The organism is Neohoeflea coraliihabitans (assembly GCF_019334345.1).
GTDB lineage: Bacteria > Pseudomonadota > Alphaproteobacteria > Rhizobiales > Rhizobiaceae > Pseudohoeflea > Pseudohoeflea coraliihabitans.
Window position 1 is genome coordinate 518,165 of sequence record NZ_JAHWQX010000002.1, and the last position, 22,422, is coordinate 540,586.

General features: G+C 61.9%; 13 protein-coding genes and 1 tRNA gene. 7 read left to right on the forward strand and 7 right to left on the reverse strand.

What is annotated here, in order from left to right; all coding sequences use genetic code 11:
* The first annotated feature begins 2 nt into the window (after positions 1-2).
* From gcvP to KY465_RS08500, 5 genes are all read left to right on the forward strand, one after another.
* Positions 3-2,855, forward strand: coding sequence for an aminomethyl-transferring glycine dehydrogenase (gcvP, locus tag KY465_RS08480; protein ID WP_219201235.1), 2,853 nt, complete (start codon positions 3-5; stop codon positions 2,853-2,855).
* 220 nt (positions 2,856-3,075) lie between these two features.
* Positions 3,076-3,702 (forward strand): TetR/AcrR family transcriptional regulator, encoded by a 627-nt coding sequence (locus tag KY465_RS08485; protein WP_219201236.1) that lies wholly within the window; start codon positions 3,076-3,078, stop codon positions 3,700-3,702.
* A 9-nt stretch (positions 3,703-3,711) separates the two neighbouring features.
* Complete coding sequence (locus KY465_RS08490) at positions 3,712-4,926, forward strand: efflux RND transporter periplasmic adaptor subunit (protein WP_219201237.1); 1,215 nt, start codon at positions 3,712-3,714, stop codon at positions 4,924-4,926.
* Positions 4,927-4,936: 10 nt separating this feature from the next.
* Complete coding sequence (locus tag KY465_RS08495; RefSeq protein WP_219201238.1) at positions 4,937-8,227, forward strand: efflux RND transporter permease subunit; 3,291 nt, start codon at positions 4,937-4,939, stop codon at positions 8,225-8,227.
* 125 nt (positions 8,228-8,352) lie between these two features.
* Positions 8,353-8,589, forward strand: a complete 237-nt coding sequence (locus KY465_RS08500) for an Lrp/AsnC ligand binding domain-containing protein (RefSeq protein WP_219201239.1) — start codon at positions 8,353-8,355, stop codon at positions 8,587-8,589.
* Between the two features lie 95 nt (positions 8,590-8,684).
* Here the strand turns inward: KY465_RS08500 and KY465_RS08505 are convergent.
* A tRNA-His gene (locus KY465_RS08505) sits at positions 8,685-8,761 on the reverse strand.
* Between the two features lie 178 nt (positions 8,762-8,939).
* Positions 8,940-9,419, reverse strand: coding sequence for a phasin family protein (locus KY465_RS08510; RefSeq protein WP_219201240.1), 480 nt, complete (start codon positions 9,417-9,419; stop codon positions 8,940-8,942).
* Between the two features lie 244 nt (positions 9,420-9,663).
* Here KY465_RS08510 and KY465_RS08515 point away from each other — a divergent pair, with 244 nt between their 5' ends.
* Positions 9,664-13,884 carry a sensor histidine kinase gene (locus tag KY465_RS08515; protein ID WP_219201241.1) on the forward strand — a complete coding sequence of 1,407 codons (4,221 nt, stop codon included), beginning with the start codon at positions 9,664-9,666 and terminating at the stop codon, positions 13,882-13,884.
* Between the two features lie 271 nt (positions 13,885-14,155).
* Here the strand turns inward: KY465_RS08515 and KY465_RS08520 are convergent, their stop codons facing one another.
* Positions 14,156-16,063, reverse strand: a complete 1,908-nt coding sequence (locus tag KY465_RS08520; protein ID WP_428982990.1) for an acetoacetate--CoA ligase — start codon at positions 16,061-16,063, stop codon at positions 14,156-14,158.
* A 176-nt stretch (positions 16,064-16,239) separates the two neighbouring features.
* Between KY465_RS08520 and KY465_RS08525 the strand changes: the two genes are divergently transcribed.
* Positions 16,240-18,198 (forward strand): AsmA family protein, encoded by a 1,959-nt coding sequence (locus KY465_RS08525; protein ID WP_219201243.1) that lies wholly within the window; start codon positions 16,240-16,242, stop codon positions 18,196-18,198.
* 14 nt (positions 18,199-18,212) lie between these two features.
* On the opposite strand, the gene KY465_RS08530 is transcribed toward KY465_RS08525, so the two are convergent.
* The 4 genes from KY465_RS08530 to KY465_RS08545 are packed head-to-tail and all read right to left on the reverse strand — an operon-like array spanning position 18,213 to position 22,234.
* The gene (locus tag KY465_RS08530; RefSeq protein ID WP_219201244.1) at positions 18,213-19,037 is read right to left on the reverse strand and encodes an ABC transporter permease; all 825 of its coding nucleotides are present in this window, start codon (positions 19,035-19,037) and stop codon (positions 18,213-18,215) included.
* The gene (locus KY465_RS08535) at positions 19,034-19,933 is read right to left on the reverse strand and encodes an ABC transporter permease subunit (RefSeq protein WP_219201245.1); all 900 of its coding nucleotides are present in this window, start codon (positions 19,931-19,933) and stop codon (positions 19,034-19,036) included. The genes KY465_RS08530 and KY465_RS08535 overlap by 4 nt, the downstream gene beginning before the upstream one ends.
* 10 nt (positions 19,934-19,943) lie before the next feature.
* Positions 19,944-21,080, reverse strand: coding sequence for an ABC transporter ATP-binding protein (locus KY465_RS08540; RefSeq protein WP_219201246.1), 1,137 nt, complete (start codon positions 21,078-21,080; stop codon positions 19,944-19,946).
* A 56-nt stretch (positions 21,081-21,136) separates the two neighbouring features.
* Entirely contained in the window at positions 21,137-22,234 is a 1,098-nt protein-coding gene (locus tag KY465_RS08545; RefSeq protein ID WP_219201737.1) for a polyamine ABC transporter substrate-binding protein, read from the reverse strand.
* Positions 22,235-22,422: the final 188 nt, after the last annotated feature.

The window sequence follows — 22,422 nt, forward strand, 5'->3', positions numbered from 1 at the left end:
AAATGGCCGTCGAACTGCCGGACTACAATCCCTATGACTTTGCCAATCGACGGCATATCGGTCCCTCCCCCGAGGAGATCGACGCCATGCTCGAAACAATCGGGGCCGCATCGGTCGACAGCCTGATCGACGAGACGCTGCCGCCATCGATCCGCCAGAAGGAGCCGCTTGACTGGGGCGAACCGATGAGCGAACGCGGCGTGCTTGACCATTTGCGTGCCACGGCGGCGCGCAACAAGGTGATGACCTCGATGATCGGCCAGGGTTATTACGGCACCGTGATGCCGCCGGTCATCCAGCGCACGATCCTTGAGAATCCGGCCTGGTACACGGCCTATACGCCCTATCAGCCGGAAATCAGCCAGGGCCGGCTGGAAGCCTTGTTGAATTTTCAGACGATGATCGCCGATCTGACCGGGCTCGACATCGCCAATGCCTCGCTGCTTGACGAGGCGACGGCGGCTGCCGAAGCCATGGCGATGGCACAACGGGTGTCGAAATCAAAGAGTACGGCCTTCTTTGTCGACCGCAATTGCCACCCGCAGACCATCAGCGTCATCGAAACGCGCGCCGCGCCGCTTGGGCTTAAGGTCATTGTCGGCGATCCCTTCGCTGATCTCGACGCCGAGACGGTCTATGGCGCCATCTTCCAGTATCCGGGCACGGACGGCGCAGTGCACGATTTCAGCCCGTTGATCGAACGCCTGCACGCCGCCAAGGCGATCGCCGTGATGGCGGCAGATCCGCTGGCGTTGGCGCTGCTCAAATCGCCGGGAGAGATGGGCGCGGACATTGCCATCGGCTCGGCGCAGCGATTTGGTGTGCCCATGGGCTATGGCGGGCCACATGCGGCCTACATGGCCGTGCGCGATGCCTGGAAGCGCTCGATGCCGGGACGGCTGGTCGGAGTGACGATCGACGCACGCGGCAACAAGGCCTACCGTCTGGCGCTGCAAACGCGCGAGCAGCATATCCGGCGTGAGAAGGCGACCTCCAACATCTGCACGGCGCAGGTGCTCCTGGCAGTGATCGCCTCGATGTACGGCGTGTTTCACGGACCGCTCGGGATCAAGGCGATCGCGGCGCGCATCCACATGAAAGCAGCGCGCCTGGCTGCCGGGCTGCAGCAATTGGGTTTCGACGTTGAGACGGAGACATTTTTCGACACCATCACCGTTGCGGTCGGCGACAAACAGAATGTCATCGTCGGCGCGGCCCTTGGCGAGAAGATCAATCTGCGCCGCGTCGGCGATGACCGGATCGGGATTTCCTGCGACGAGTTGACCCGGCCGCATGTCATCGAATCCGTATGGCGCGCCTTTGGTGGCAGCCTGAAATTCGATGCCGTGGCGGCAGAACCGCGCTTTTCGGAAGCGATGGCACGCACCAGCCCGTTCATGCAGCATCCGGTTTTCCACATGAACCGGGCCGAAAGCGAAATGACACGCTACATCCGCCGTCTGTCGGACAAGGACCTGGCGCTCGACCGGGCGATGATCCCGCTTGGATCATGCACGATGAAACTCAATGCCACGGCGGAAATGCTGGCGATCAGCTGGCCGGAATTTGCCGAAATGCATCCGTTTGCGCCCGCCGACCAGGCCGAGGGCTATCGTTTTCTGATCGAAGATTTCTCGGCCAAACTGTGCGATATCACCGGCTATGACGCCATATCCATGCAGCCGAATTCCGGCGCGCAGGGTGAATATGCCGGCCTGATGACGATCCGCGCCTGGCATGCCTCACGCGGCGAGGCAGAGCGCACGGTCTGCCTGATTCCAACCTCGGCGCATGGCACCAATCCGGCCTCGGCGCAGATGGCCGGCATGGTGGTCGTGCCGGTCGGCACCCGCGAAAACGGCGATATCGATCTCGACGATTTCCGTGCCAAGGCCGAGAAACACCGCGAGCGGCTGTCGTGCTGCATGATCACCTATCCCTCCACCCATGGCGTGTTCGAGGACACGGTCGAAGAGGTGTGCCGGATCACGCACGACAATGGCGGTCAGGTTTATCTCGATGGTGCCAATCTGAATGCGATGGTCGGCTTGTCGCGGCCCGGCGATATCGGCGCCGATGTCAGCCATCTCAATCTGCACAAGACCTTCTGCATTCCGCATGGCGGCGGAGGGCCCGGCATGGGGCCGATCGGCGTCAAGGCGCATTTGCAGCCGTATCTGCCGGGTCATCCGGCCACGGACGGACGGCCAGGCGCCGTGTCTGCGGCACCATTCGGATCCGCATCGATCCTGCCGATCTCCTGGGCCTATTGCCTGATGATGGGCGGCGAGGGGCTGACCCAGGCGACACGCATCGCCATTCTTTCGGCCAATTACATCGCTGCACGGCTGAGTGGCGCCTACGATATTCTCTACACCTCGCAACAGGGCCGGGTGGCGCATGAGTGCATCGTGGACACGCGGCCGCTGTCCGACAGCGCAGGCGTCAGCGTTGAAGATGTAGCCAAACGGCTGATCGATTGCGGCTTTCATGCGCCAACGATGAGCTGGCCGGTGGCCGGCACGCTGATGATTGAGCCGACAGAGTCGGAGACCAAGGCGGAGATCGATCGTTTCTGCGCGGCGATGCTGGCAATCCGCGCCGAGGCGCAGGCCATCGAGGACGGGCAGATGCATGCCGACAACAATCCGCTCAAGCGCGCACCGCACACGATCGAGGATCTGGTGGGCGACTGGGATCGCCCTTACGGGAGAGAGGAAGCCTGCTTTCCGCCGGGAGCGATGCGCAACGCCAAATATTTCGCGCCGGTCAATCGGGTCGACAATGTCTATGGCGATCGCAATCTGATCTGCTCCTGCCCGCCGATGAGCGAGTATCTCGACGTCGCAGAATAGCCGCCCTTAGACCGGGAATGCCCTCAACGGCCGGAATACGGATCCGGCCGGTTCCGGCACGTATTTGCACTGTGATTCCTCCGTCTCCGGCCCGGATCGCGCACCGCGCTAGCCCTGTTACACGCATTGCGCGTCGCAGAGGCCAATGCACCCTCTTGCTGAATGAATATTCATTCACTATACTGGCGCGATTGCATTAGCCGCATGGAAGAGGGTGAAGATGGACGCTCCGGCGATGGGTCATGGCAACCCGAAAGTGCTCGACATTCTGCATGCCGCAAAATCCGTATTTGCGCGCAAGGGCTTCGACGGCGCCTCTATGCAGGACCTTGCGCAAGCGGCGCAGATGAGCGTCGGCAATTTTTACCGCTACTTTCCATCAAAGAATGCCATCATCCAGGCGCTGGTGCAGCGCGATCTCGAAGATATGCAGGCGGAGTTCGAACAGATCCGGACTTCGCCCGATCCGCGCGCCGAATTTCTGGCGCGTCTGAGAAACAGGCTCGAGCACCTGTCGATGGAAGATGCCGCCCTGTGGACAGAGATCCAGGCGGCCTCGTTCCGGTTTCCAGAAATTGCCGAATTGAAACACGAGATGGAAGAAACCATCCGTGGCCACATCGTTGCGGCCCTGCAGCGCATCGAGAACGGTGCCGGCGAGGCCGACCCGGCACGCTACGATCGTCACGCCCACCTCATCATGCTGATGGTGCACGGCTTTGCGCAGCGCCGTTTCTGCTCTCGCGCCCTGGAGGACGAGGCGGCGACGAAGGCGCTGGCGGACCTCGTCCTGAGCACGTTGCGCCTGGCTTTTGAACATTCCGCTAACGGCGCCCGCGCCCAATAGGTCATTGCTATGTTGAAGTTCACCCTCCCCCTGTTGTTCGCCAGTCTCGTTCTGGTCCCATCGGAAGGTGGTGCCCGGGCCGCGGAGGCGGCCGTGGACGCCGACAGTGGGAGCCGCGCTGAGAAACTGGCGCCAGCTATCGTTGCCGTGCGTGCCGAGCGCGCTCTGGTCGCCGACAAGGCGCTGGTCAACGGATTGATCGCCCCTGTCGAGGAAATTCTCGTGCAGCCACAGATCGAAGGCTTGCGGATCGATGCCCTTCTCGTTGACGTCGGGGACGAGGTTCGCGCCGGCGACGTGATGGCACGGCTCTCCGACGATCAGCTTGTGCTGCAGAAGAGCCAGCTTCTGGCCAGCAAGGCGAAGGCGGAAGCAGCCCTGGCCCAGATGCAGGCGCAGCTCAGCGAAGCGCAAGCCAATTCGGGTGAACTGGAGAAGACCGCCCGACGGGCGCGGCAGCTCGCCGACAAGGGGACCTATTCACGCGTGCAGGCCGAGCAGGCGGAGGCGCAGGCCGTGGCCGGGCTTGCACGGGTGCGCGCCATGGCCGAAACAGTCAAGGTCGGTGAAGCCGACATCAAGGTGGTGCAGGCGCAAATCGATGATCTGGACCTGAAGCTGGCGCGCACCGAGGTGAAAGCCCCCGCCGATGGTCTTGTGACCCGGCGCGATGCGAAAATCGGAACCATAGCCAGTGCGGCCTCGGGGGCGATGTTCGCCCTGATCCGCGATGGCGCGCTGGAGCTGCGCGCAGATGTCGCCGAGACCGATTTGCTGAAGCTTGCGGCAGGCCAGAAGGCGGCAATTTCCGTGGCGGGCTTGCGCGAACCGCTTACCGGCAGCGTCCGGCTGGTCGAGCCGACATTGTCGCAGCAGACGCGGCTGGGAACGGTCCGCATCGACATCGATGCCGCGGATAAGCTCAAATCGGGCCTGTTTGCCGAAGCAATCATCGTCATCACCGAGCGCGAGGGTGTTGTCGTGCCCATTACGTCGGTGCAGATCGGCAACGGGTCTGCCAGCGTGCTCGTGTTGCGCGACGGCTGGGCGCACCGCGTCGAAGTCGAAACAGGTATCCGCGACGGCGGGCGTATCGAAGTGACCGAGGGGCTTGCCGCCGGTGACATGATCGTCGCCAAGGCGGGCGCTTTCGTGCGCGATGGCGACCGCGTCAATCCGGTGATCGAGGACGATGCCGATTCAACAGCGTTCGTCGGCGAATAGGAGACCACGCATGAATTTTTCAGCCTGGGCCATTCGCAACCCCATCGCTCCGATCCTCGGATTTGCGCTGATCGTTCTGCTCGGTGTGCAAGCCTTTTTCGAGCTTCCGATCACCCGTTTCCCGAATATCGACGTGCCCCTCGTTGCCGTCACCGTGACGCAGTCCGGAGCGGCGCCGTCGGAACTCGAGGCGCAGGTCACCAAGGAAATCGAGGATTCGCTGGCGAGCGTCAACGGCGTCGATGATATCAGTTCGACGATCTCCGACGGCGTTTCGCAGACGACGATCCTGTTCGAGATGGAAGTGCCGACCAACCAGGCCGTGCAGGACGTCAAGGACGCGATCGACAAGATCCGCGGCGACCTGCCGGCCGGAATCGAAGAGCCGATCGTCTCGCGCATCGATGTCGAAGGCCAGGCCATTCTCACTTTCGCGGTGCATGCGCCGAACCTGACACTGGAAGAGGCGTCCTGGTTTGTCGATGATACGATCAAGCGCGCCTTGCAGGGCGCCGAGGGGGTCGGGCGGGTCGACCGCTATGGCGGCGCCGATCGCGAAGTACTGGTCGAACTCGATCCGGCACGGCTTGATTCCTACGGCATTACGGCTGCGGCGGTAAATGCACAATTGCGCGCCACCAATGTCAATCTTGGCGGTGGCCGCGGCGAGATCGGGGCGCGCGAGCAGACAATCCGCACCTTGGGCGATGCCGCAAAACCGGAAGACCTCGCAGCGATGACGATCGCTCTGCCGAATGGGCGCTTCGTCCGCCTCTCCGAGCTCGGCAGCATTCGCGACAGCTATCAGGAATTGCGGTCCTTCTCGCGCCACGACGGCAGCCAATTGGTGTCGTTCGCGGTGTTTCGGGCAAAGGGTGCGAGCGAGGTGACGGTCGATGAGGCGGTGCGCGCCGAGCTCGATGATATCCGCGCCGCGCATCCCGAGATCGAAATCCTGCCGGTCGATGACACAGTGTTCTTCACCTATGGCAACTATGAAGCGGCACTGGAAACGCTGGTCGAGGGCGCGCTGCTGGCGGTTCTCGTCGTTTTCGTGTTTCTGCGCAACTGGCGCGCAACGCTGATTGCCGCGGTGGCGTTGCCACTTTCGGCGATTCCGACCTTTTACGTCATGGATCTGTTGGGTTTCTCGCTCAACCTTGTCAGCCTGCTGGCGATCACGCTGGCAACGGGCATCTTGGTGGATGACGCGATCGTGGAGGTGGAAAACATCTCGCGACACATCAAGATGGGCAAGAGCCCCTATCGTGCCTCCATCGACGCTGCGGACGAAATCGGCCTGGCGGTGATCGCCACGACGTTCACGATCATTGCGGTGTTTGTGCCGGTGTCCTTCATGCCCGGAATTCCGGGGCAATATTTCGAGCAGTTCGGCATGACCGTTGCGGTCTCGGTGTTCTTCTCGCTGCTCGTGGCGCGGCTGATCACCCCGATGATGGCAGCCTACCTGATGCGTGCCAGCGACGCCCATGAGGAGAACGAGAGCGACGGCTTGATAATGCGTGCTTATCGCGGCCTGATCTCGCACACGCTGCGCTGGCGCTACACGACGCTGCTGACGGCGATCGCGTCGCTGGTTGTGGCGATCTATTTCATGGCGCAGATCCCCGGTTCTTTCCTGCCGCCGGACGATGTGTCGCGGATCAGCGTGAGCGTCGAGTTGCCCCCGGGCGCGACGCTCGCCGATACCGATCGGACCACCGAGCAGATGCGCCGCATCATCGCGCCGATCGATGGTGTCGACAGTGTTTTTGTGCTTGGCGGATCCTCGCCGCGCGGCGAACAGGACATTCGCCGGGCCTCTCTGGCGGTGCTTCTCGTGCGCAAGGAACACTCGATGGTCAAGACGCTGGTCAATGGCTTTGTCGACAACGTGCCATTTGCCAGTACCCTGTTGCCGCGCATGCAGGAGAGCGGCCGCGTGCGCTCGCAGGCCGAGATCGAGGCTGAGGTGTTCGACAAGCTTGCCGTGGTGCCCGACATCCGCGCCTACAAGCTCAATGATCGCGGCGAGCGCGACATTGCCTACAACGTCATTTCCGAGAACGAGGCGGACATCGATGCAGCTGTCGCGGCGCTTGAACCGAAATTGCGGCAGGATCCGCTGCTGACCGGTGTCAGCGTCTCGGGTGCCTTACCCCGACCGGAGATTCAGGTGCGGCCGAAAACCGACGAGGCCGCGCGGCTGGGTGTGACTACGGCGCAGATCGCGGAGACCGTGCGCGTTGCGACCATCGGCGAGAACAGTGTGGCGCTGGCGAAGATCTCGCTCGATGACCGGCAGATCCCGATCCGCGTGCAGCTGGCGCGCAGCTATCGTGGCGATCTTGACCGTCTGGCGAGCCTGCGGGTGCCGACGGCCGGTGGTGCCAGCGTGCCGCTGAAAACCGTGGCGGATATCGAGATTACCGAAGGGCCGAGCACGATCACGCGCTTTGACCGGCGGCGGCAGGCGACGATCGGTGCCAGCCTGCCGATCGGCGTGGCGCTGGATACGGCGAAGCAACGGTTCGTCGAAATCGTCGAGACGACCGATCTGCCGGCCTCGGTGCAGGTTCTGGAGAGCGGCGACGCCGAGGTGCAGGCGGAATTGCTGGTCAGTTTTCAGAACGCCATGCTGATGGGGCTGTTATTGGTGCTGACCGTGCTGATCTTGTTGTTCAAGGACGTTATCCAGCCTTTCACTATCCTGTTCTCGCTGCCGCTCGCCATCGGCGGTGTGGCGGCCGGCCTGATCCTGACCGGATATTCCGTGTCGATGCCGGTGCTGATCGGGATCCTGATGCTGATGGGGATCGTCACCAAGAACGCCATCCTGCTCGTCGATTTCGCCATCGAGATGATCCGCGCCGGCAAGGATCGGGTCACAGCGATGATGGAGGCGGGCGAGAAGCGCGCACGACCTATTGTGATGACTTCGATCGCCATGTCGGCCGGAATGCTGCCGAGCGCGCTGGGTGTCGGTGAAGGTGGTTCCTTCCGCTCGCCGATGGCGGTGGCCGTGATCGGCGGCATCATCGTCTCTACGCTCCTCAGCCTGGTGGTCGTGCCCTCGTTCTTCCTGATCATGGACGATCTGTCATGGTTGCTGGGTCGCATCTTCTCGCGCTTCGTCGGGCCGAAGGACGAGGAAGAGGATGTCGACACGGAAGCGTTGATGGCGGGTGAGATCGCCGCCAACCGCGCCGAAATCTCGGCGTTGCGGCGCCGGTTGTTGCAGGTGGAGAAGCGTGAGCTGATCAAGCCGAAGCTGGTGGTCGACCGGGATGCTGCCGAGTAGAGGCCTCGCCTCTCGAGGCGGGTTACCGCGCCGCGTGCAGCCAAGAGGCTTGCCGGCCAGGCGAAAACAGTGCATCGAAGGCTGAATCCGGCAGGGGCTGCCGGACGAAGATCGGAGGCGCACACATGCAATGCTTTTTTGTCGAATTTCGCTGTGAGCTGGGCAAGGCCTACAAGGTCGCCGACGAATTGGCCAACCGCGAGATCGCCTCGGAGATCTATTCGGTCAGCGGCCCGTTCGATCTTCTCGCCAAATTCTATGTCGAGGATACGATCGACATCGGCCATTTCGTCGCCGAGAACATCCACTCGATCGCCGGTATCGAGCGCACGCAGACGACCCTGACCTTCAAGGCTTTCTGATCTCCGCCAGAGCAGCGATCGAACAATCTGTGGTGGGAAGAGCCTCAAGCGGGCGGAGGGCGAGGACGGTCCGGCGGCGCCGAGCCGGGCGGTGGTGGTACGATTGGCTGGAATTGAACCAGCGACCTCCGGATCCACAATCCGGCGCTCTAACCAACTGAGCTACAATCGCACAGACGAGGCGGCAGCAGCCGCTCGTTCCACCAAGCGCTCACATACTTTTCCGCGACCATTTTGGCAAGGGGACAGTGCGGGATTCCCTGGCGAAATGATGCCTTCCGCACAGGCAGGCAGCAAAAAGGCCGGGGTGGTTCCCCGGCCTTGTCAAATCGCCTTCGAACTGCAGCCGATTAACCGGCCTTTGCAGCCTTGGCTTCGGTCTCGACGTTGGCCATCACCTTTTCAGTGGCGTCCTTGGCGGGCTTCGAGACATCCCCGGCGACCTTGCGCACGGCTTCCTGCATGATCTTGGTTTGATCAACCATCAGTTCGCTCTGCTTGCGCATGAAGGTGCTTTGCAGCTCGATCATTTCGGCAATGGAACGTACGCCGAGCAGGGCTTCAACATGCGAAAGTGCATTCTCGGTGCCCTGGCGCACGCCATCGATGGCCTTCAGGCTGAGTTCGACGGTGCCGGCCTGGGCATTTTCGAGGGTTGATTCAACCGTCTGCGTCGCGCTCTCAGAGGCCTGCTTGATCTTGGCGTAGCTCTCGCGCGACTGGGTCATCGCCCGATCGGCGTATTCGCGGTAGGATTCCGATACCTGACCCATATCAAAGGTCGGGAATTTGAACATTTCTGCGGATTTCTGCGTTTTGCTGTTGGCCATGTCGTATCTCCTTTAGTGAGGCTTTGCCCCGTCCACTGACCCCCATATAACCCTTCTCATGGTGCATTGCAACATTTTTGTGCACTGCAGCATCAATTAACCTCAAATCGACAAAGAAGGGCCGCAAAAGCTTGGTCTGCTGGACCGGCCTTGCGGGCCAAGCTATTAATAAGCCGTTAACGCAATGCCCTGGAGACGGCTGCGGGGGTCCCGGCGGGCTCGCGACACGGGACACAGATAAAACATGCAACATACTCGCTACCCTTTTATCGATCTGGCTGTACACGACGCCATCAGGGAGCGCTTTGCCGCCGGTGAGGCGCTGGCCGTGGCCAGTCCCGATCTGTCGGTCATCCACTGGGCCAACGGCGCAGCAGCGGATCTGTTCGGGCACGCAGCAATCTATGATCTGATCGAGGATGGGCTGGAGGCGCAGCCGGCGTTGAAACGTCAGATCGCCGCCGCAGTGGCTGGCCTTGCGCGCAAGGGCGGACAGGACTTTCTGATGCGGGTGACGCGCGGTTTCCGCCGTCTGGTGATTGGCGCGCATGTGCAATTGATCACCATGCCGGGGGGCGGAGCCGGGGTGCTGATTTCCTCCGATGGCGTCGAGCCGGTGCGCGGAACCGAAGCGCGCGCCCGGCAGATCATCAGCGGGTTCGAAGGCACCGACACCCATGTCGCCGTGCTTGATGAGGCGGGGAAGACTATCGCCGCATCGCCATCTTTCGGGGAAGCAGCCTTGGCCGCCGACGCCTTGATGCGCATGGTGCGGGACGTGGCCGAAGAACCTGACCGTCTGGTCAAGCGGCGGGTGGATGGCACCGGGGGACCGATGCCAGCGGCGATCGGCCGGCTGACGGACAATCCGGCGCTGCATCTGCTGCTTGCCGTCGAAGCCGATGAAGCCGCATCCGCCATCACTGAGAACCGCAGCCACCCTGCCGGTCGGGAGGGAGGGCTCGACATCGCCCGGGTGCGCGAGGAACTGCGCGAGACCGGGTTCGCGGCGGCATCGGATGCCGACCAGGGGGCTGACCGGGCCGCGGGCAAGCCGACTTCCGGCGACGACAAGGCCGGATTGCCGCTCCCATTCGACGAAGCCCGGCATGTGACGCAGGGCGGCATTGAGCATGGCCGCGATAGCGATACCGACGATGGGTTATGGGCGGCTGTGCCGTCGCAGCTTTCATCCGACATGACAGATGAAGAGCGGTCTGCGCCCGACGCTGCAACCACCCAGTCCGCAGGCGATCTTCCACAGGCATCAGGTGCGAAACGCGCCGTCGGCGATCTGTCTCCGTCCGATGACACGGCAGAGGCGGACAACGCCGAGGACGAGGAGTTCGTTTTCGACCCGGCCGGCCGGCCGGTGCGCTTTGTCTGGAAAATGAATCGGGATGGTGCGTTCAGCGAGGTGTCGGGCGAGTTTGCAGCGGCTGTCGGCCCGCATGCCGCCGATATTGTCGGACGGCAGTTCCCGGACATTGCGCGGGTCTTCAACCTCGATCCGGATCATGCAATCAGCGATCTGCTGACGCGGCGCGACACATGGTCCGGCAAGACCGTGCTGTGGCCGGTGCAGGGCACCGATCTGGTCGTGCCGATCGACCTGGCGGCTTTGCCAACCTATACGCGTGATCGCCGTTTTGACGGGTTCCGGGGTTTCGGAATCGTCCGCATTGCAGAAGCCCGATCCGATAAGGAAGCAATCGGGCTGGCTCTGACTCCAGGGGGATGGAAGGGTCCGCTGAGCCGCGGCACGGGAACGGCCGGTGAAGAAGAAGTCGAAGCGGGCCCGCGCGAAACCGGACCCGCTGCAACGGGTCAGATCGACGCCGAGAGAGCGAGCACAGCGGGGACTAACCCCGCTTCTGCTGATGGGAACACGCCATCCGAAGCGGCGGAAGGCGACCATGACCATGTGGCAGCCATTCCGGAAATGCCGTTCGATGCGTCGCGGCTGCACCGGAAGCTTGGCGCTTCTGCCGAAACCGTCGCGGCCTCGCTGGATAAAGGAAACGAAGGCATGCGCGAGGTGGCATCCGACAAGGGCGCGCCTTCAGGGGTGCATAAGGAAGCCGCCAATGACGCCGCGGCGCCGCATGACGGGCGGGTCGCCGAGGAGGCCTCATCCGAGTCGCGTCTGCCTCCCACGATCACCCCGGATGACCCATTTCAAGGCGAGGCACCGGCACTGAAAGTGACGCCGACGGCGCGGAGACGGGAGAGCGACAAGGTCATCGATCTGGAAGCGCGTCGCGCGCGCAGCCGCGAGACCCTGACCCCGCTGGAACGGGCCGCATTTGAGGAGATCGGTGAACGGCTGGGCACCAGCCTGGAGGCGGAATCCTCCGACGCGGCGATCCCCCCCACATCGAAAGAAGCAGACGATCAGCCGCCGGCGTCCTCTACCGGAGACAAGCGGGCGGACACACGCACATCTCACCTCGACGCGGAGGAGCATGTTGCTCCGGCGGCCGGAAAGGCGAGCGCGGCCGCTGATGACGTCATCGAGCCGGACGAGACGGCGGACGCAGAGGAGTCGCGTGACCACAGTCTGGCGCATGCGGCGGCTGAAGGGTCCGACACGCCAGAGGCACGGGACCCCGAGGGAGAGGCAATTAACGGGGCGCCGGAAACCGAAACCGATGCTCCGAGCGAGGTATCAACGGATACACGAGCCGCGGTGGAGCCAAGCCGTCAGAAGCGTCAGACGAAGCTTTCCGCATCCGTGGAACTGCCGCCGCGCACGGCCATGCCGCAAGGGTTCACGCCGGACATGATCGACATGATCCCGGCGGCGCTGCTCGTTCACAGCGGTGACACGCTGCTGCATGCCAACGCCGATTTCTTCGAGCTGACCGGGTATGACTCCCTGGAAAAGCTGGTGGATGCCGGCGGCCTGCACAGCCTGTTGGACCAGTTCCCGGAACCGCATGACGCCGGGACTGAGCATTCCGAGGAAGCGATATCCGACCCCGGCGGCAATGCGGCGGCCGCGGATTCAGGACCATGCGCGCCTGCGGCCCGAGAGGGCGCCTCGGTGCTGCGCCGCGCCGATGGCAGCACGGTGCCGGTGCGGGCCAATCTCCGCTCGATCAAGTGGCAGGGCGGACGGGCGCTGCTGTTCGCGCTGACCCTGCCCGGGGGCGAGATTGCTACCGACCAGGAAAGCGCCGTGCCGGCCGCGGCACCGCCAACACCTGCAGAAGCACATGGGGAAGAGACTGCGGACAAGGATGGCCAAGCCGCCGCCGCCAGCGCCGCCGCCGAGAGCGACGAGGAATCCTCAGCCTCCGAGACGCGGGACGCTGACGCGGAGACGGAAGCGCGCCTTGCGGCGATGACCGTCGAGGCGGGGGAATTGCGCTCCATACTCGAGACTGCAACGGACGGCGTGGTGCTGATCGGCGAAGACAATACAATCCGTTCAATGAATGGTGCGGCCTGTGCCCTGTTCGGCTACGACGATGCGCAGACGCTGGATCAGCCATTCGCCATGCTGTTTGCCCATGAGAGCCAGCGGGCCGTGATGGACTATCTTGGCGGTCTGGCGGAACATGGTGTGTCCAGTGTTTTAAATGACGGGCGCGAGGTGATCGGCCGGGAAGCAAATGGCGGCATGCTGCCGCTGTTCATGACCATCGGGCGGCTGTCGCAGTCGCGCGGCTATTGCGCTGTTCTTCGCGACATCACACAGTGGAAACGCAGTGAGGAAGAGTTGCGTGCGGCGAAGCGGGCGGCGGAAACGGCCAGCTCGCACAAGAGCGATTTTCTGGCCCGCGTCAGCCACGAGATCCGCACGCCACTGAACGCCATTATCGGCTTTTCGGAAATGATGGTCGAGGAACGCTTCGGGCCGATCGGCAGCCCGCGCTATCTCGAATATGCGCATGACATTGGCAGTTCCGGCAAGCATGTGCTCGACATCGTCAACGACCTTCTCGACATTTCAAAGATCGAAGCCGGCGAGATCGACCTCGATTTCGGCTCCGTGTCGCTCAATGAGCAACTTGCCGAATGCGTGTCGATGCTGCAACCGATGGCCAACAGCCAGCGGGTCATCATCCGCACAAGCCTGTCGGGGTCGGTGCCGGAAGTGGTTGCCGACACCCGCTCGATCAAACAGATTGCTCTCAATCTCTTGTCGAATGCCATCCGCTATACGCCGGCGGGCGGACAGATCGTCGTCTCGACCGCTTATGAAGCGAATGGCAGCGTTGTCCTGCGCATTCGCGACACGGGCATCGGCATGAGCCGCAAGGAGCTTGAGCAGGCGATGAAGCCCTTCGGCCAGGTCGGACCGGCGCCGCGCCAGCGTGGGGATGGAACAGGGCTGGGACTGCCGCTGACCAAGGCGATGGTCGAGGCCAACCGCGCCCGGTTCGATATCGTCTCGGCGCCGAAGGAAGGCACCCTGGTTACGATTTCGTTTCCCTCGCAGCGGGTGCTCGCCGAATAGGTGGAGGGTGCCGGGAACCAGCCTTTGCGGGAGCCTGCCAAGGGGCCGCGGCAGAGGCGCGACGGGTCAAAAAAAAGAGGCCGAAGCCCCTTTGAAAAATTTGCTGACCAACACTCCGGCAAGGGATAATCGCGCCGCGGTTGCATTCGAATATGCTCGGTAAACCTTTCTGACATATTGCCAGAGCAGGTTGCATTTGAACAATTGGACGTCCTTGTCAGGCAGTGGTTAACCCGGCTGGTAAGACTTTGTTCATCTTTGACGACGCCGTTCAGGACTGCAAGATCGGCAGATTGGCGAACAATTCAAGCGCGCCGGGATTTGCCAATGCTTCCTGATTCTTCACCGGGCGTCCATGAACAACGTCCCGCACTGCCAATTCGGTGATCTTGCCTGATTTTGTGCGCGGAATATCGGCAACCGCGACGATGCGCGCCGGCACGTGGCGGGGGGACGCGCCGGTACGGATTGCGGTTCTGATCTTCTGCTCTAAAGCCGCGTCCAGTTCTGCGCCTTCGGCCAGGCGAACAAACAGGACAACGCGCACATCATCCTGCCACTCCTGGCCGATACACAATGCTTCAAGCACCTCGTCGAGCTTTTCCACCTGATTGTAGATTTCGGCGGTGCCGATGCGCACCCCGCCTGGGTTCAATGTCGCATCGGAGCGGCCATGGATGATGATGCCGTCATGCTCGGTCCATTGCGCGAAATCGCCATGGCACCAGGTGTTGGCAAAACGTTCGAAATAGGCGGCGTGATAGCGGCTGCCGTCAGCGTCGTTCCAGAAGCCCAGCGGCATTGCCGGAAAAGGCTTGGTACAAACGAGTTCCCCCTTCTCGCCGCGCAACGGGCGACCCTCATCATCCCAGACATCGACCGCCATCCCGAGTCCGGGACCCTGAATTTCGCCTTTCCACACCGGTTTGACGGGGTTGCCGAGAACAAAGCAGGAGACGATGTCGGTGCCGCCCGAGATCGAGGCCAGGTGCAGATCCGGCTTGATGCCGTCATACACAAAATCAAATCCTTCCGGAGACAGGGGCGAACCGGTCGAAGCCATCAGGCGGAGGCTGGCCAGATCATGGCTGCGCCGTGGTTCAAGACCTGCCTTGCGCACGGCATCGATGAACTTCGCTGAAGTGCCGAAGACCGCGAACCGTTCCGCGGCGGCATAGTCAAACAGGACGTTGCCGTCCGGATAGAAGGGCGAACCGTCATACAGGCACAATGTTGCGCCGGCAGCCAGTCCGGAGACCAGCCAGTTCCACATCATCCAGCCGCAAGTGGTGAAATAGAACAGGCGCTCGCCGGGCACCAGACCACAATGGATGCGATGCTCCTTGAGATGCTGCAACAGCGTGCCGCCGGCGGAATGGACGATGCATTTGGGCACGCCCGTCGTGCCCGAGGAAAACAGGATATAGAGCGGGTGATCGAAAGACAGGCGTTCGAAGGTGAGCGGACGGGGCTCCTGCCCGGCCATGAATTCCGCCTGGGTGATGGCACCTTCCAGGTCTGACGCCACCCTTTCATCGCAGCCAAGCAGCGGCACGATAATTGTCGTCCGGGGAGCGATGGCGGCGGCGATCGGGCCGAGCTTTCCGGCGACCTCTTGCTGCTTGCCATTGTACCAATAGCCATCGCAGGCAACCAGGAATTTCGGCTCGATCTGTCCGAAGCGGTCGACCACGCCCTGGATGCCGAAATCCGGCGAGCAGGACGACCAGACGCCACCGAGCGAAACGACCGCAAGCATGTGTGCGATGGTTTCCGGCATGTTCGGCATCATCGCGGCGACGCGATCCCCGGCTTGCAGCCCGCCGGCCCGGTACGCCTGCTGCAGGCGCGAGACCAGATGGCGCAATTCACCCCAGCTTATCCGGGTCGATGCAGCATCTTCGGCGCGGAACAGAAGTGCGGGACGATCGTCATCCGCCCCATCGGCGCCGTGCAGCAGATTCTCGGCAAAGTTGAGCTTGGCCTGGGGGAAAAACCGCGCGCCTGGCATGGCATCGCCATTGTCGATGATGGTCTCGCCCTTGGTCCCGATGACACCGGTAAAATCCCAGATCGCGGACCAGAATGCGGCGCGATCATCAATCGACCAGGCATGCAACTGGTCGGGATCGCTCAGATCGCGACCGGCGCGCTGTCCCGCAAAGCGCGCGAAAGCCATCCACTCGCTCGTGGCAATTCGGTCGGCATCGGGGCTCCACAAAGCATCATGGGTCAATTTCGCTCTCCTGAAAGGCTGATCCGCCGGTGCTGGTCGCGTTTGCAATCTGCCGTTCGACCTTTTATCCAGTTTGTGCAGCGATCCGCAACAGATCCGGAGAACATGATGGCGAGCCCATGCTGAGGCGCTGGCGGTTCGGCCGCTCAATTTTCGCAATCGCCGGATTGGCGGCGGCCGGGACGGCCCTTGTTCTGCTTCTCCTGGCTTTCGCGGTCTCAAGCGATGTGATGCGCGACAAGCTGGAGCGCGACATCGGCAACTGGGCCGGGCACCGTGTGGCTCTTGGCGATGCCCCGAAGCTGAGCTTCTGGCCGGTGCCGACAATCCAACTCGACAAGGTCAGCATCCTGCCGCTGAACAACGGTGACAGCGATCCGGTGATGCGTGCGGATTCGATCATCGCAGACTTCAATCTGTTCTCGGCAGCGCTCGGTACGCCGAGCTACTCGGAGTTTCGGCTGATCCGGCCGACATTCAATCTGGAAATCTATCCGGACGGATCGTCCAACTGGACCTCGCGGCAAGGGGCGCTGTCACGCGGCATCGCCGCCGCCGTGGAACGCCAGGCGGCAGAGAACGGTGAACAGTCGGCTGACAGCGCTATCACCATTCCGGAATCAGCCGCGATCGGAGCAGTCACGCTGGTCGATGGGACGCTGAACTGGACGCGCGATCCCGGTGCCCCGACAGAACGTATCTCCGCCATCAACGGCACCATCTCCTGGCCATCGCCGACGGCGAGTGCGCGTGCCAATCTCGATGCGATCTTCAGAGGCGAACAGTTGCACATCGAGGGTGTCGCATCGGCGCCCCTGCTCATTCTCGGCCAGCGCATCGCGCCGCTCGAACTGTCCATTAGTTCGGCGCCTTTGAACCTCACATTCGATGGCGAGATCAACACGGCCCCCGAGGCTTTTGCGGACGGCACCTTGACCCTCGAGAGCCCGTCGGTGCGTCGCACGCTTGAATGGTCGGGCACCGAGATCAAGCCTGGCGAAGCTATTGGCGCGCTGCAATTGTCGGCGGAGGTAACAACCAGCGAGAACGTCACCAAGCTTGATGATCTGATCGTCGTGATCGATGAGAATCGCGGCATTGGCGTGCTCGACGTGACACTCGACGAGGAGGCGCCGCCGGTGATCGCCGGAACGCTGGCGTTCAACTCCCTGGATATCACATCATTCCTGGCGGCTTTCACGCCGCTGCCTCATAGCGGTGCCGAGATCGCCTCTACGATCGACACGCGTTTCTTGCGCGAACTCGGGCTTGATCTGAGGCTGTCGGCGCAGTCAGCCCGTTTCGGGCCGATCTCCATGACCAATCTGGCGGCTGCGGCGCGGGTCGACAGTGGCCGCGCCACCTTCGATCTTGGTGATGCCACCGCCTATGGTGGCAGCCTGATCGGCCGGATCGCCATCTCCGAAGCCGGGACCAATGGCGGTGGCACGCTGCAGGTGACGGCGCGCGATGTGGATATCGGTGCCCTGCTTGAAGCCGGCGGGCTGTCCGGCCCGCTGCCGCGCGGGCGCGGAACGCTCGATCTGCAACTGCACACACCCTACCCCGCCTGGGCGACGACAAGCACGGACATGACCGGTCATTTTTCCATGTTCGTGCAGGACGGCGCCATTGCCGATCTGAGCCTCGCAACCCTGCGGGAGCTGGCGGAGAGCCGGCCGTATTTTCGTCTTGACGAACTGGCCGATGGCTCCTCCTTTGCCTTTCATACGGCGCGCTTCGCAGCGCGTATCGCCAATGGGCAGGCTGAGATCACCGAAGCACGTATTGTCGGCGAGGACGAGCTCATCCAATTGAGCGGCATCGTGCCCTACACGCGCGGCAGCCTGGCGGTGTCCGGTACATTGGCCAGTGCGACCTCAACACCCGCGGATACCGCGGACGGGACGCTCTCGGAGGCGCCCGCGGCAGACAGCGTCGATATCAGCGCCTCAGAGGGGACGACGGGGGGCGATAGCGATGAAGCACCGCCTTTGCGTTTTTTCCTCGGCGGTTCGTGGCCGGAGCCGGTGATTTCGCCGTTCTTCAACGATCGCCGACCCAGCGCGGCGCAATAACGTAATGCCGTGCGTCATGCGAATTCGTCGAAGGCTGTCTGCTCATCGCGGCGGCGGCGGACAGCACGGCGCTTGTTGGCGACGGCAGCGATCAAGACGCCAATGGCGACAATGCCAATCAGGATCGTGCAGACCGCATTGATCTCGGGCGTGACGCCAAGGCGCACCTGTGAATAGATCTTCATCGGCAGCGTCGTCGCGCCTGGTCCCGAGTTGAACGAGGCGATGACGAGATCATCGAGCGAGAGCGTGAAGGCCAGCATCCAGCCGGAAAGCACCGCCGGCAGGATCACCGGCAAGGTGATCTTGTAGAAGGCCTGAAACGGCGGACAGCCGAGATCCTGCGCAGCCTCCTCGAGCGACATGTCGAAATTGACCAGGCGCGATTGAACCACGACGGCGACGAAACACAAAGAGAAGGTGATATGCGCCAGTGTCACGGTCCAGAAGCCGCGATCGAAACCGATGGCGACAAACAGCAAGAGCAGCGACAGCCCGGTGATCACTTCCGGCATGACCAGTGGCGCATAGACCATGCCGGTGAACAGGGTGCGACCGTTGAAACGGGTGTAGCGCACCAACGCGAGCGCGGCCAATGTTCCCAGAACCGTTGCGATGCTGGCCGAAAGGAAAGCAACCCGAAGCGTGACCCAGGCAGCATTGATAAGGCCCTGGTTGTTGAACAGCTCGCGATACCACTTCGTCGAGAAGCCAGCCCAGACCGTCACAAGGCGCGATTCATTGAAGGAAAAGATCACCAGCAGAACGATCGGCAAATAAAGGAATGCGAAGCCGAGAACCACCGAGGTGATGTTGAACCGGGTCCAGCGTCCACTCATTTCTGTCGCTCCGTCGCCTTGGCCTGGGCATTCTGAAACAACACGATCGGCACCACGAGTACGGTGAGCAGCACCATGGCGAGCGCCGAGGAGATCGTCCAATCGCCATTGTTGAAGAACTCGGTCCACAGCACCTTGCCGATCATCAGCGTGCGTGACCCTCCGAGCAGGTCGGGAATGACGAATTCACCGACGGCGGGGATGAAGACCAGCAGGCAACCGGCGGCGATGCCCGGCACCGACAAACGCAATGTCACTTTCCAGAAAGCGGCGAGCGCCGTGCATCCGAGATCCTGGGCCGCCTCGATCAGCGCATAGTCGAGCTTTTCAAGCGTGGCATAGATCGGCAGTACCATGAACGGCAGGTAGGAATAGACGATACCGATATAGACGGCGGTATTGGTGTTCAGGATGGTCAGCGGCGCGTCGATCACGCCCAGCCATAGGAGAAGCTGGTTGAGCAGACCTTCGGGCTTGAGAATGCCGATCCAGGCATAGACCCGGATCAGAAAGCTGGTCCAGAAGGGCAGGATAACGAGCATCAAGAGGATCGGACGCAGACCTTCACTGGCGCGGGCCATGCCGTAGGCCAGCGGAAAGCCGATCGCCAGTGTCATCAGCGTCGAGAAAAAGGCGATGGTCAGCGAGGAAATATAGGCATTGCGGTACAGCGCATCGGTGGCAAGAAACTGATAGTTCTCGAAGTTGAGCAGGCGCAGATTGTCCCAGAAACCGGACCAGCCGGCAGAAAGATCGAACTGCGGCACATAGGGCGGGCTGCCATATTCCAGAATCGACAGGGAGATGCGGAAGACGATCAGAAAAGGCAGCAGAAAGAAGACGAGCAGCCAGAAATAGGGAATGAAGATGGTGATGCGTCTGAAAGCGTTGCCCATCCGTCCTGCCTCACTCGTCCAGAAGGGAACCGCCATCCGGCGCAAAGGAGATCCAGATCTGTTCGTCATAACCGATCGGATTGTCGACCGAGCGCTGGCGGTTCAGGGTCGAGGCACGCACCATCTTGCCGCCATCAAGCTTGACGATATAGTTGGTCACGTCGCCCATATAGGCGATCTCCCAGGCCTCACCCGAGGCAGCATTGCCTGATTCAGGCCTGTGCCGCGATAGGGTGATCTTTTCCGGCCGAATGGCGAGTGCCACCTGGCTGCCGGTCGCGAAGTCGCGGTCATCGGCGACCTCAATATCGAAGCCATCGGGGCCGGCAAGCCGCACCGTGCCATTTGCCGTGCCGGCGACGGTGCCCTCAAACAGGTTCACCGACCCAATAAAGTCGGCGACATAGCGGGAATTGGGTGCTTCGTAGACTTCAGCCGGAGTGCCGATCTGGCTGACGACACCAGCATCCATGACCGCAATACGGTCTGACATCGTCATCGCCTCGTCCTGGTCGTGCGTGACGATGATGAATGTCAGGCCGAGTTCCTGCTGCAAATCCATCAGCTCGAACTGCGTTTCCTCGCGCAACTTCTTGTCGAGTGCGCCGAGCGGCTCGTCAAGCAGCAACAGTTTCGGCCGTTTGGCAACCGATCGTGCCAGCGCGACGCGCTGACGCTGGCCGCCGGACAGTTGATGCGGTTTGCGCTTGGCGAAGCGTTCAAGCTTGACCAGCTTCAGCATCTGCTCGACACGTTCCTTGATGTCTGCGCGCGCCATCCCTTCCTGCCGAAGCCCGAAAGCGACATTCGCTTCGACCGACATGTGCGGGAAAAGCGCGTAGGACTGGAACATCATGTTGACCGGACGCTTGTAGGGCGGCACGCCCTTGAGCGGCTGACCATCGAGATAGATCTCGCCGGAAGTCGGCTCTTCAAAGCCGGCGAGCATGCGCAGCAAGGTGGTCTTGCCGCAGCCGGATGGTCCTAGAAGGGAAAAGAACTCCCGCTCGTAGACGTCGAGCGAGAGATCCTGGATGGCGATGAAATCGCCGAAGCGCTTGGTGATTTTGTCAAAGCGGATATACGGCTTCGCCTCCGGATCTTCCCAGGGTGCGTAAGAGCGGCGTACATTTCCAAGCGATTTCATGAGACTGATTTCCGAAGAAGGAAAAGCCCCGGACGCTTGCGCCCGGGGCTGACTTGTCACTGACCGGTTTTGACCTCGGTCCAGAGCCGGTTCAGGCTACGCTTCTCGCGGGCGGTCTCGGGAGAAACCGTATAGAGCCGCGACATGGCTTCATCGGTCGGATAGATCGCCGGATCGCCGCTGACCTCTTCGTCAAGGAACTCCATCGATGCCTTGTTGCCATTGGCGTAGTAGACATAGTTCGACGCCTTCGCCATCACTTCCGGCCGCATCATGTAGTTGAGGAATTCATGGGCTTCCTCAACATGCTCGGCATCGGTCGGAATGGCCATGTTGTCGAACCACATCAGAGCGCCTTCCTTGGGGATGATGTACTCCACATTCACCCCGGCGTCGGCCTCGGCGGCACGGTCGCGGGCCTGCAGGACATCACCCGACCAGCCCATCGCCATGCAGATATCGCCATTGGCCAGAGCGTTGATATATTCCGAGGAATGGAACTTGCGGATGTTCGGGCGGACCTCAAGCAACAGTTCCTGCGCCTTTTCGAGCGATTCCTGGTCCTTCAGATCGGGATCCATGCCGAGATAGTTCTTGGCCGCCGGGAAGGTCTCGGTCGGGGCATCCAGCATGTGAATGCCGCAATCCTGCAATTTTGCTGCCGTGTCGGCGTCAAACAGAAGATCCCAGCTGTCGAGTGCCGCATCCTCGCCGAGACGCTCCTTGACCATATCGACATTGATGCCAAGCCCGGTGGTGCCCCACATGTAGTTGACCGCATACTCGTTGCCGGGGTCATATTTCTCCAGACGCTTGGAAATCGCCGGATCCATGTTCGACAGATTGGGCAGTTTTGACTTGTCGAGCTTCTGGAACACCCCCGCCTTGATCTGGTTGGCGAGGAAGGTGCCTGTCGGCACGACGATATCGTAACCGGTGCCACCGGCAAGAAGTTTGGTTTCGAGCACCTCGTTGGAATCGAAGACGTCGTAGACCACCTCGATGCCGGTCTCCTCGGTGAAATCCGTGAGGATTTCTTCATCGATGTAATCGGACCAGTTGTAGATGTTGACGACCCGGTCCTGGGCCTGAACCAGAACGGTCGAAGCGGCGAGCATCGCCGCGGCAGCAATCAGTTGGGACTTCAGATGCATCACTAGTTCCTCTTTGTTGCTTTTCATCTCTCCCGCCAGCGGCGGGTGGAGACGGGTTGCTTTTGTGCCCTTGCCGGCGAGGTGGCAAACAGGGTGGTACCGCAGCGCACTTCAAGCGGCTGCGATACCCTTGCCGCAACCCTAGGAAGGTTTTCGAAACGCGACAAGGGGGCGCCGTGCGATGGCCT

What these genes read in the sequence shown, in the direction of transcription:
- gcvP (WP_219201235.1), top strand. Translation starts at nt 3, where the DNA reads ATGGCCGTCGAACTGCCGGACTACAATCCCTATGACTTTGCCAATCGA.
- KY465_RS08485 (WP_219201236.1), top strand. Translation starts at nt 3,076, where the DNA reads ATGGACGCTCCGGCGATGGGTCATGGCAACCCGAAAGTGCTCGACATT.
- KY465_RS08490 (WP_219201237.1), top strand. Translation starts at nt 3,712, where the DNA reads ATGTTGAAGTTCACCCTCCCCCTGTTGTTCGCCAGTCTCGTTCTGGTC.
- KY465_RS08495 (WP_219201238.1), top strand. Translation starts at nt 4,937, where the DNA reads ATGAATTTTTCAGCCTGGGCCATTCGCAACCCCATCGCTCCGATCCTC.
- KY465_RS08500 (WP_219201239.1), top strand. Translation starts at nt 8,353, where the DNA reads ATGCAATGCTTTTTTGTCGAATTTCGCTGTGAGCTGGGCAAGGCCTAC.
- KY465_RS08510 (WP_219201240.1), bottom strand. Translation starts at nt 9,419, where the DNA reads ATGGCCAACAGCAAAACGCAGAAATCCGCAGAAATGTTCAAATTCCCG.
- KY465_RS08515 (WP_219201241.1), top strand. Translation starts at nt 9,664, where the DNA reads ATGCAACATACTCGCTACCCTTTTATCGATCTGGCTGTACACGACGCC.
- KY465_RS08520 (WP_428982990.1), bottom strand. Translation starts at nt 16,063, where the DNA reads ATGGCTTTCGCGCGCTTTGCGGGACAGCGCGCCGGTCGCGATCTGAGC.
- KY465_RS08525 (WP_219201243.1), top strand. Translation starts at nt 16,240, where the DNA reads ATGCTGAGGCGCTGGCGGTTCGGCCGCTCAATTTTCGCAATCGCCGGA.
- KY465_RS08530 (WP_219201244.1), bottom strand. Translation starts at nt 19,037, where the DNA reads ATGAGTGGACGCTGGACCCGGTTCAACATCACCTCGGTGGTTCTCGGC.
- KY465_RS08535 (WP_219201245.1), bottom strand. Translation starts at nt 19,933, where the DNA reads ATGGGCAACGCTTTCAGACGCATCACCATCTTCATTCCCTATTTCTGG.
- KY465_RS08540 (WP_219201246.1), bottom strand. Translation starts at nt 21,080, where the DNA reads ATGAAATCGCTTGGAAATGTACGCCGCTCTTACGCACCCTGGGAAGAT.
- KY465_RS08545 (WP_219201737.1), bottom strand. Translation starts at nt 22,234, where the DNA reads ATGCATCTGAAGTCCCAACTGATTGCTGCCGCGGCGATGCTCGCCGCT.